The organism is Streptomyces sp. NPDC097619, assembly GCF_040302735.1.
Classification (GTDB): Bacteria; Actinomycetota; Actinomycetes; order Streptomycetales; family Streptomycetaceae; genus Streptomyces.
The window spans coordinates 1-9,070 of sequence record NZ_JBEOSD010000228.1 but is presented as its reverse complement, the minus strand read 5'-3'; the positions used below and the strand labels follow the sequence as shown (position 1 = coordinate 9,070).

Below are 9,070 nucleotides of genomic sequence, written 5' to 3'. Positions count from 1 at the left end.
GCCGGGCACCCCGGAGGGCTACCTGCGGATCCGCGAGGCCCGGGAACGCCTGGTCGCGGCGGGGATGCGGGTAGCCGCGCCCTGCCCGCACGACGTACCCCCACGGGCCGTCCGGCTCAGAACGTCGGGCCGTCGATCCGTACGACCCGCTGGCTCGTCAGCTCGTACCGGGCCCCGATGACGGCGAGCCGACCGGCCGCCACCCGCGGTGCCAGATCCGGTTCGGCGACCAGCCGGGCCCGCACCCGCCGCACGTGGGCCGTCACGGCCGCGTCGAGCCGCGCCTGCCCGGTGAGCCCGTGGTCGATGGCCGGTCGGATCTGCTCGGCGAGGTAGCGCACGTGCGCGGGGAGGCCGCGGGTGTCCCCGTCGGCGCGCACGGCCGCCGCCACCGCCCCGCAGCCCTGATGCCCCAGCACCACCACCAGTGGCGCCTCCAGTTCGAGGACCCCGTACACGATGCTGCCGAGGACCGCCTCGTCGAGCACCTCGCCCGCCGAGCGCACCGTCAGCAGGTCCCCGAGTCCCTGGTCGAAGACCAGCTCCGGGGGCACCCGCGAGTCCACGCAGCCGAGCACCACCGCGAAGGGGTGCTGCCCGGCCACCAGACTCCGCCGCACCGCCGCGCCTTCCCCGGGATGCTGCTCCCGTCCGGTGCGCCAGCGCCGGTTCCCGGCCGCCAGCTCGCGCAGCGCCGCCTCGGGGGTCGTGAACCGGACGCGGGCCCGCTGGTCAGCGGCCCGGGCCCCGTCCGCCCGGACCTCCGGATCCTCGCCGCCGTCGCGCCCGGCGACCGTGCCCGGCTCGGCGGGCCGCCCCGGAGCACCGGACGCTCCGCGGTCGCGGCCCTCACCGCCGCCGGGGGAGTGGTCCCCGTGTTTGCCGTCGGCCCCGGCCCGTCCCGTCCCGCCGCCCGGCCCCACCGGATCCGCGGCGGCCAGCCCCACGCCCAGCGCCACCGCCCCGAACCCACAGATCAACCGTCGTCTGCCGGTCCCCGCCACCGACCCCACGACGGGCTCCCGACGGTGTTCGTCCTTGTGTTCCATGATCGCGCACGCTAGCGGTCGGCGCCCCTCGCGCGGGGTAATGAAGGCCGGGATAAGCGCATTTGTCGCCGGAGCGGACGAGCGCCCTGTTCGCGCCGCGTTCCCGCCGGTGTCGCCCGATCACCGGCTTGGCGTGTACGCAACAAAGTACGCTGCGCCTGTTCCGGGGCCGCCGCCCCGCATCCCCCGAAAGCAGGTGACCATGCGCCAGAACCCGACGGGTCCTCCCGCTCCTCGGTCCACCCGGCCGCCCGGCCCGGGTCCCGCCCGGCCCCGACACCGCCGCTCCCGGCTGACGGCCCTCCTCGCCGCCACGGCCCTCGCCGTCCTCCTGCCGGTCGCCCCCGCCGCCGCGGCACCCCCGCCGAACCTGCCGCAGAACGCCGACGGCTGGGAGCAGAGCTTCTCCCCGGCCTTCGACTACGACACCGACGGCTGCTACGCCACCCCGGCCATCGGCCCCGACGGCACCCTCGCCCCCGGCCTCAACACCACCGGGGCCGTCAACGGCAGCTGCCGGGACCGGTCGGACCTGGACAACTCCCAGACCTACGCCCGCGCCAAGTGCAACAACGGCTGGTGCGCCATCGTCTACGCCGGTTACTTCGAGAAGGACCAGGCCGTCCACGGCAGCGGACTCGGCGGCCACCGGCACGACTTCGAGCACGTCATCTCCTGGGTCAGCACGGCCGCCAACCGCGTGGAGCACGTCTCGACCACCCAGCACAGCACCGTCAGGACCTACTCCCGCTCCCAGGTCCGCTTCGACGGCACCCACCCCAAGATCGTCTACCACAAGGACGGGGCGAGCACGCACTTCTTCCGCCTGGCCAACGGCAACGACGAGCCCCCGGAGAACCACTACGGGAACTGGCGTTACCCCCCGCTCGTCGGCTGGAACGGCTGGCCCTCGACCTGGCTGCGCGACCGCCTCATGACCGCCGACTTCGGCGCCGCCACCATCAAGCTCACCGACAGCCGGTTCCCCGCCCTGCTGGCCGCCGCCCGCCCCGCCGGCATCCCCTTCGACCCCTGGGCCTGACCGGTCCGCACCCCCGGCGGTACGCCACGGAAGTGCCCGCGCCGGACGGCCGAAGCCGTCCGGCGCGGGGCGCTCGCGCGTCACCCGGGTCCGGGGACTACCAGATCTCCTCGACCCACTCCGGGTGGTCGATGAACGGGTTCCGGTTGTGCTGGTAGCTGTCGTAGATGACCTGGTTCCGGCGCTGCTCGAACGCGGACGGCGGGTCCAGCTCGTTCCACTGCTTCAGGACGCTGATCCGCCCGTGCAGCGGCACGGAACCGTTGCTGGAGGAGTCGTTGACCTCCAGGTTCGCGAAACCGTCCCCGCCCTCGTAGCGGACGGCCATGTAGAGGATCATGCGGGCGACATCACCCTTGACCTCGTCGCGCGGCTCGAAGGAGTTCGAGTCGGTGCGGCTGTCGGGAGCCTCGCTCACCGGGCTGCCGCCGAGGTCGAAGTCCTTGTTTCCGCGCGTGCTGTTGACCGTGACGTCCTCGGGACGGATGTGGTGGATGTCCGTACCCGGGCCCGCGCCCGTGCCGAAGTCGCCGTGGCTCTGCGCCCAGACGTGCTCGCGGTTCCAGTCGTTGACCCCGCCGCCGTTGGTCGACTTGGACTGGGACCGGCCGGAGTAGAGCAGGATCACGTTGTTGGGGTTCGCGGGATCCTGGTCGGTGTCCTTGAGGGCCGTCCAGACCGCGCTGTACGAGATCTTCGTCTGCGTCTTGATGATGCCGTGCAGCGCAGACTTGAGCGCGGCACCCGTCTTGCCCTCGGCGGGAGCGTAGTAGCCGGCGTACGGGTCGGCCGCGGCGGCGGAGTTCATCGGGAGCAGCACGGCGACGGCGGCCACCGCGGCCCCGGCGGCGGCCCAACGGGCCCGGCGGGCGCGGAACAGAGAAGTCATCACGTGAGGGGAAACCTTTCGGCAACGCGATGCGCCCGCCGCAGGAATGAGCGGACGTCATGCTCTGGGGAGAGATTCAGGCCGCATCGTGTCATCGGGGCGAAGAAATTGCGACATGTACATGTCGGTAATCCGCATGGATGGTGCCGCCGTGCGGCATATGTGACCCACCGGACACCGCATTCCGGCCGGACCCGCACGACCCGCCCGTTCTCGGCCTCCCCGGCGGCACCACCCGATCCCGACCCGTCGCACCCCCGGACGGCACGGAACGGTCCCGGACGTCACACCGAACGGCCCCGGGCCGTCACATCGCCGATCCCGCCGGCGAGCCGTACTCACAGCCTGCCCACGGCACCATCCTCGGCCGCGTCCTCGTCGAACGGTTCGTCGCTCCAGCGGAACCAGGCACGACCGTCCCTGATGTGGAGGAGGAACTCGGCGACCGGACTGTCGGGGGCGACCAGGGACAAGGACTCCGCGATCTTGTCGTAGGCCTCGTCGAACCGCTCGTACTCCTCGGCCTCGACCAGGGACAGCGTCTCGTCGAACCACGGCCGTACCTCTTCGAACGCCGCCGTCGGAACGAACCGCCCCTCCAGCCACGGAAAGTTGCCGTCGTCGATCTCGATCTCCCCGAGCGGCTCCTCCTGCCGCACCAGCCGCCAGACCTGCGCCTCGAACCCCATCCCGCCCGCTCCCCCTCCGTGCCCGTGTGCAGGAGTGCCCCCTCTCATGTGGCTCCGACCGAGGGATCGGCCGTTCCGGCGGGGCCCGAGGGCCGCGACCCCGGCGGGACGGGCATCAGCCGACGGGGATGCCCGGGTTGGTGAGCGCGGTGCCCCCGGTGACCGTGTTGTCGGCGGTGACGGTGACCGGGCAGGAGGCCGACCGGTTGGTCACGTTGATGGCGTACTTGGCGGCGGCGCTGCCGCTCGCGCCCGTCAGGTCGGAGCGGTTGTTGCGGAAGACGGTCCGGCAGCCCCAGCCCGGGCCCTGGGTGTGGGTCTCGAACCCGTGGTTCATCGTGCGCACGCCGACGTTGTTCTCGATGACGTAGCCGTTGCCCTTCACGTCGACCCAGGAGTCGTCGTAGTTGACGTTGGTCAGGCCGTTGCCGTCGAAGCGGTTCCCGGAGACCAGGCCGCCGGTGGTGCCTTCCTTGAGGTCGATGTTCTCGCCGCCGATGTTCGGGCCGATCACGTTGTCGAGGATCCGCACGTGGTCGCTCTTGTCTGACAGCGTGTTGGCGGTGCCGACGTAGACGCCCTCGCCCTTGCCGTCGCGCGCGGTACCGACGTCGTGCACCGTGGAGTCGCGCAGGACCCCGTAGCTGGAGGAGTTGCGGAAGTGCACGCCCTCCATCTTCATGTGGTTCACCGTCACCGCTTCGAGTTCCACGTGGTCGGAGGCGTCGACCATGATGCCCTTCTGCGCCCCGGTCACGGTGATGCCCCGCACGGTCCAGTAGGGCGCGTTGGCGAGGGACAGGCCGTAACCGCCACCGCTCGTCGTGGTGAGGACGGCACGGGACGAACCGGTCAGAGTGATCCGGGCCGTGGCCGTGCCACCCGTCGTGATCTTGAAGTTGCCCTTGTACGTGCCGTCGGCGAGCTCGATGGTCCGGCCCGGGACGGCAGCGGTCAAGGCGGTCTGCAACTCCTTGGCGGTGGTGACCCTGACCGTGTTCCCGGGCGTCGTCGTGCCGGTCGGTGTCGGTGTCGGTGTGGGAGTCGGTGTGGGGGTGGGAGTCGGACTCGGGGTGACCGAAGGCGACGCCGACGGGGACTGTGACGGAGAGGGTGTGCCACCCGCCGGCATCAGGGAGAGGTCATCGGCCTGGTAGGGGCTGCCGTACCAGCCGCTGAGCGTGACGGTGACTTGGGTGGTGCCCGGCCCGGTGGTGAAGGAGCGGGTCAGCTGGGTCCAGGCGGGGGCGTTGGCCCAGGTGGAGGTGGAGACCCCGGTGCCGGTGGCGCCGAGGGTCACGTACGAACCCTTGACCCAGGCGGTCAGGTGGTAGGCGGTGTTCGGCAGCACGCTGACGGTCTGGGTGCAGGCTCCGAGGTCGCTCGCGCCCGGGGTGGCGCTGAGTGCGAAACCGCCCGAGCGGGGGGCGGTGGTCGTGGGGGCGGCGGTGCCGGTGCAGGCCCAGGGGGCGAGGCCGGCGGCCTCGAACCCGGGATTGCCCAGCAGTTCGGCTGCCGCGCTCGCCCGGGCGGGGACCAGGGCGAGGAGGGCGGAGCCGAGGACGAGGGCTCCGGCGGCGCCGAGGACACGGGGGAGGCGGCGTCCGTGGTGTGTCATGAGGTGCGCTCCGATACTGGGGAAGAGCGGATCAGGACATGCGTACGCACAACTTGGACTAGACCAATACCGGGCGTCAATGCCCGGCCGTGCGGCTCGCCCCGTTCCCGGCCGTCCCACCCGTGCGCGCGCCGTGGCGGCCGTTGCCCCTCCGGGAGCATTCACGTTTGGTCTGTTGAACCGCCGCGCACGATGAAGGCGGTAGGGGAGGGACCGCTGTCCCGCCCTTCCCGCCCCGGAGCCGAACCGCGAGGAGCCCCCATGAGCGTGTCCGACCGTTACCGCACCGCCTGGGACGGATTCTGGGAACAGTCCTCGGGTGAACAGGGGGAGCCGTTCTGGGACGCCGATCCCGCACTGACCGCGGAGCGGGACCTCGGACACCTCACCCCCTACGCCGACGCGTCCCTGCCCATCGCCGATCTCGGATGCGGCAACGGTACGCAGACCCGCCACCTGGCCACCCGCTTCGCCCGCGCCGTGGGCGTGGACCTGTGCGCCGCCGCCGTGGCGCACGCCCGCCGCGCCGACCCGCAAGGAACGGCCACGTACGAGCAGGTCGACCTCGCCGACCCCGCCCAGACCGGAGCCCTGTCCGAACGCCTCGGCGACACCAACGTGTACATGCGGGCCGTGCTCCACCAGAGCGACCCCGAGGACCGCCCCGCCGTCGCCGCGGCCGTCGCCCGGCTCGTCGGCACCCGCGGCCGCGCCCTCGTCCTCGAACCGACCGGCGAGGCCAAGGAAGCCATCGAGTCGTTCGCCGCGCTGCCCGGCGGCCCCTCGCCCAAGCTGCGCCGGGTCAAGGAACACGACCTGCGGCCGGGCGAGATCGCCGACGGTGAGGTGTCCGCTCTGCTCGGCCGCGCGGGCCTGAGCGTCCTCGCCGAGGGCGAGACCTCCCTCGCGATGAGCGACAGCGGTCCCGACGGCGCCCCGCTCCGGATCCCCGCCCGCTGGTTCGTCGCAGGCCGTCCCTGAAGGCGGGGAACGCGGAGGCGAAATCCAGGGGCGGACGGGAGCCGGGACGGAAGCCCGGACTCCCGGTCCGCGCGTCCGGTGGGAACGGCATCGGACATCGTGGAGTAGTATTGGTTCAGAGCTGGTCGCCCCGAACAGGGTTCCCCGGCACGTGCGTTGGTGGTCCAAGGAAAGACACCCCACTTCCCGTGGGGGGATGTAGGTGCAAGGCCTGCCCAGCGCTCCACTGAAATCCCGTCACCTCCCTCCCGAGGTGACGGGATTTTCGCGTGCTCTCGACCAGGCGCCCTGTCCTCGTGCGGCACCGGCTCCGAGTTCCCTCCCGGCGGAGGACGACGACGCGAACGACCCGGCCGATCGCTCGGCCGGGCCGTTCCGGGTGTCTCGGACCCGGGTCCGTCAGTACGGGGTCCGCTCGTCCAGGGTCCGTCCCTCCAGGGTCCGTCCCTCCGGGGTCCGGCAGGTGCAGGGGCCGCTCACCGCCGGGACTCCGCCGGGGGCGGACCTCACGGGTTCGGGCACACGTCCTGGGTGACCCGACCGACCTTGCCGCTGTTCGTCTTGGGGTCCAGGGTCAGGCACTTGCCGGTCCACTGGTTGATGAAGTAGTAGGCGCGCCGTCCGCCGTACTGCTCGACGGGGATGATGTTCCACAGCTGGTTCCCCGAGGACCACCGGGTCTCGCACGGCCACCAGAACATCGGCATGTCGTTCCCGGGCGGCACCCCGTCGTTGGCAGGAACGGTCAGGCAGTTGCCGTTGTTCGCCTTGATCCAGAAGAAGCCCTTGCCGTCGTAGCTCGGCGGGGTCGCCGTCCACTGGTGGCTGCTGGGCGCCGGGCTCGCGCAGGCCCGCTGCGTCACCACACCGCCGGTGCCCTCCGGGAACTCGTCACCGCGCACCATGCACCGGTTCGGCGCGGAGGTCTCGTAGGTCTGCCCCACGTACTGCTTGTTCGGGGTGACGGTCCACAGCGCGGGGTGCGGCGCGAAGACGTGGGCGTTGCGGTTGAGCTCGTTGACCACGGACAGCGGCGTGACACCACTGGTGTCGCTCTTCTCGTAGAAGTTCACCGCGACGTAGTTCGGGTTGCGGCCCGCTGCGGGCCGGCAGTCCTTGTCGATGCGCTTCTTGAGGGCCGCGCCGTTGTCGCCGGGTGCCTTGTTCTCCGGGTCGAGCACGCTGGAGTCGAACTGGTTCATCGTGAACAGCGGCGTCAGGGCCGTCTTGGGCATGGGGTTCTGACCCACTGGGTTCTCGGTGCGCGAGGCGCAACCGTTCGGCCGGCCGTCGTAGTCGTACAGCGTCTCCACCGTGCGCGACCAGGTGTGCATGAGCCGCCCGTACTCCTTGCTCCCGTCGGTGGACTTGACCGGAACGTCCTCGCCCCACTTGTCCTGGAGGATCACCAGCCGGCGGTTGTCGGAGACCATGTCCTTCACCCGGGGCCAGTTCCGGTCGTCGATGTCGTACTGGCTCGGCGAGAACAGCAGGTCCTTCGCGTTCTTGCCCTCCAGCACGCCGCTGATCACCCCGGTGAGCGAGGCCCGACCGGCGTAGTTCTCCAGGAAGATCGTGACCACTTCGTTCGGGTTCCGCTTGAGGAAGTCCACGATCTGGCCGAGTCGGTTGGCGAAGGTGCCGTAGCACTTGTGCGTGGAGTGACACAGCATGACGTCGAGGTCGCCCTCGGGGCTGACGGTCATGTCGTACGTGTCCAGCATCAGCCCGCGCACGCCCTCGTCGAGCTGCTGCGGAATCTCGCGGGACTGGTTCCGCGGCGGAACCGCCCCCGAGTGCGCGTAGGAGTTGTGGGTGGTCAGCCACGACCACTGGTCGAGCCGGGCGTCTCCGTACTTGCTGCCGGAAGCCGCCACCGCGGTCGTCGGAGTCGGCAGCATCGCGGCCAGGAAGAGCAGCGAGAGAACCGGCAGGGCCAGTCTCCGCAGCACACGGGAGCCTCTTGCAAACATGTCGTTCCCCAGGGTCAAGACGGTCGTCGGTGCCGGAGCGGGCGCGTTGCGGCACCGGATCGCACGGCACACGGCGGAACGGCCGGTCGGGAGACACCTCAGTGTGCCCCCGACCGACCACTCCGTCCGTTCTCCACCCAGCCAACAGCGTCACCGTCCACCGGACCATGCAGTTCCACCGGCAGAACTGCACCGCCCGCACTTCTGCCGGACCCGTCGTCGCGCCCCCCGCGAACCCGGGCCGACGCACCCGCTCCGCAGGCTTCAGCCGCATCCGGTGAGCCGGGGCGTGGTCACTCCGCGGCGAGGACGACCGCGGTTCCGTAGGCGCAGACCTCGGTGCCGACGTCGGCGGCGTCCGTGACGTCGAAGCGCATCGCGAGGACGGCGTTCCCGCCGACCGCCTTGGCCTGCTCGATGAGTCGTTCCATGGCCTGGTTGCGCGTCTCCACGAGTGTCTTGGTGAGTCCCTTGAGCTCACCTCCCATGAGGGACTTCAACCCCGCGCCGAGCTGGCTGCCGAGGTGTCGGGAGCGGACGGTGAGTCCGAAGACCTCACCGATGACCTTCTCCACGCGGTACCCCGGGACGTCGTTGGTCGTCACCACGAGGACGCCTGTCTGAGCGGCGGTCGTGTTCCCGCCGTGTTCCATCGTCATGAAACCATCTTGGGACAGCCACCGGGGCCGCGCCCGGCCTTCGGCTTCCGACACCCCCGCGGGCGGGTGGGGGGGGCCCCCAACCGGGGGCCCCCCCCCCCCCCGGGGGGGGGGCCGGCGCCGGCGACCCCCCCCCCGCGCCACCCCACGCCCCCCCGCGCCGCCCAACC

General features: G+C 71.4%; 7 protein-coding genes and 3 pseudogenes. 3 read left to right on the top strand and 7 right to left on the bottom strand.

The genetic code is table 11. The features are described 5' to 3' along the window. A pseudogene (locus ABTZ17_RS34645) lies at nt 1–91 on the top strand (small ribosomal subunit Rsm22 family protein); the annotation flags it as partial. A 25-nt stretch (nt 92–116) separates the two neighbouring features. Here the strand turns inward: ABTZ17_RS34645 and ABTZ17_RS34640 are convergent. After that, nucleotides 117–1,049 carry a carbonic anhydrase gene (locus ABTZ17_RS34640; RefSeq protein ID WP_352199781.1) on the bottom strand — a complete coding sequence of 311 codons (933 nt, stop codon included), beginning with the start codon at nt 1,047–1,049 and terminating at the stop codon, nt 117–119. A gap of 202 nt (nt 1,050–1,251) precedes the next feature. Here ABTZ17_RS34640 and ABTZ17_RS34635 point away from each other — a divergent pair, with 202 nt between their 5' ends. Beyond that, the gene (locus ABTZ17_RS34635) at nt 1,252–2,091 is read left to right on the top strand and encodes an NPP1 family protein (RefSeq protein WP_352199780.1); all 840 of its coding nucleotides are present in this window, start codon (nt 1,252–1,254) and stop codon (nt 2,089–2,091) included. 97 nt (nt 2,092–2,188) lie between these two features. On the opposite strand, the gene ABTZ17_RS34630 is transcribed toward ABTZ17_RS34635, so the two are convergent. The 4 genes and pseudogenes from ABTZ17_RS34630 to ABTZ17_RS34615 form a co-directional block, all read right to left on the bottom strand. Further along, the gene (locus tag ABTZ17_RS34630; RefSeq protein WP_352199779.1) at nt 2,189–2,980 is read right to left on the bottom strand and encodes an endonuclease I family protein; all 792 of its coding nucleotides are present in this window, start codon (nt 2,978–2,980) and stop codon (nt 2,189–2,191) included. A gap of 338 nt (nt 2,981–3,318) precedes the next feature. Continuing rightward, nucleotides 3,319–3,669 carry a hypothetical protein gene (locus ABTZ17_RS34625; RefSeq protein WP_352199778.1) on the bottom strand — a complete coding sequence of 117 codons (351 nt, stop codon included), beginning with the start codon at nt 3,667–3,669 and terminating at the stop codon, nt 3,319–3,321. 115 nt (nt 3,670–3,784) lie between these two features. Then, nucleotides 3,785–4,690: pseudogene (locus ABTZ17_RS34620) on the bottom strand (right-handed parallel beta-helix repeat-containing protein); the annotation flags it as partial. A gap of 162 nt (nt 4,691–4,852) precedes the next feature. After that, nucleotides 4,853–5,287 (bottom strand): annotated as a pseudogene (locus ABTZ17_RS34615) (carbohydrate binding domain-containing protein); the annotation flags it as partial. A gap of 261 nt (nt 5,288–5,548) precedes the next feature. Between ABTZ17_RS34615 and ABTZ17_RS34610 the strand changes: the two are divergent. Next, nucleotides 5,549–6,268 carry a methyltransferase domain-containing protein gene (locus ABTZ17_RS34610; RefSeq protein WP_352199777.1) on the top strand — a complete coding sequence of 240 codons (720 nt, stop codon included), beginning with the start codon at nt 5,549–5,551 and terminating at the stop codon, nt 6,266–6,268. 506 nt (nt 6,269–6,774) lie between these two features. On the opposite strand, the gene ABTZ17_RS34605 is transcribed toward ABTZ17_RS34610, so the two are convergent. After that, on the bottom strand, nt 6,775–8,220 hold the full coding sequence (locus ABTZ17_RS34605; RefSeq protein ID WP_352199776.1) for a phosphoinositide-specific phospholipase C-related protein: 1,446 nt from the start codon (nt 8,218–8,220) through the stop codon (nt 6,775–6,777). Nucleotides 8,221–8,534: 314 nt separating this feature from the next. Further along, complete coding sequence (locus ABTZ17_RS34600) at nt 8,535–8,900, bottom strand: YbjQ family protein (RefSeq protein ID WP_352199775.1); 366 nt, start codon at nt 8,898–8,900, stop codon at nt 8,535–8,537. Nucleotides 8,901–9,070 lie beyond the last annotated feature (170 nt).

Bases quoted from the DNA above. Each gene is read 5' to 3' on its own strand.
- ABTZ17_RS34640 (WP_352199781.1), bottom strand. From the start codon at position 1,049: ATGGAACACAAGGACGAACACCGTCGGGAGCCCGTCGTGGGGTCGGTG.
- ABTZ17_RS34635 (WP_352199780.1), top strand. From the start codon at position 1,252: ATGCGCCAGAACCCGACGGGTCCTCCCGCTCCTCGGTCCACCCGGCCG.
- ABTZ17_RS34630 (WP_352199779.1), bottom strand. From the start codon at position 2,980: ATGACTTCTCTGTTCCGCGCCCGCCGGGCCCGTTGGGCCGCCGCCGGG.
- ABTZ17_RS34625 (WP_352199778.1), bottom strand. From the start codon at position 3,669: ATGGGGTTCGAGGCGCAGGTCTGGCGGCTGGTGCGGCAGGAGGAGCCG.
- ABTZ17_RS34610 (WP_352199777.1), top strand. From the start codon at position 5,549: ATGAGCGTGTCCGACCGTTACCGCACCGCCTGGGACGGATTCTGGGAA.
- ABTZ17_RS34600 (WP_352199775.1), bottom strand. From the start codon at position 8,900: ATGACGATGGAACACGGCGGGAACACGACCGCCGCTCAGACAGGCGTC.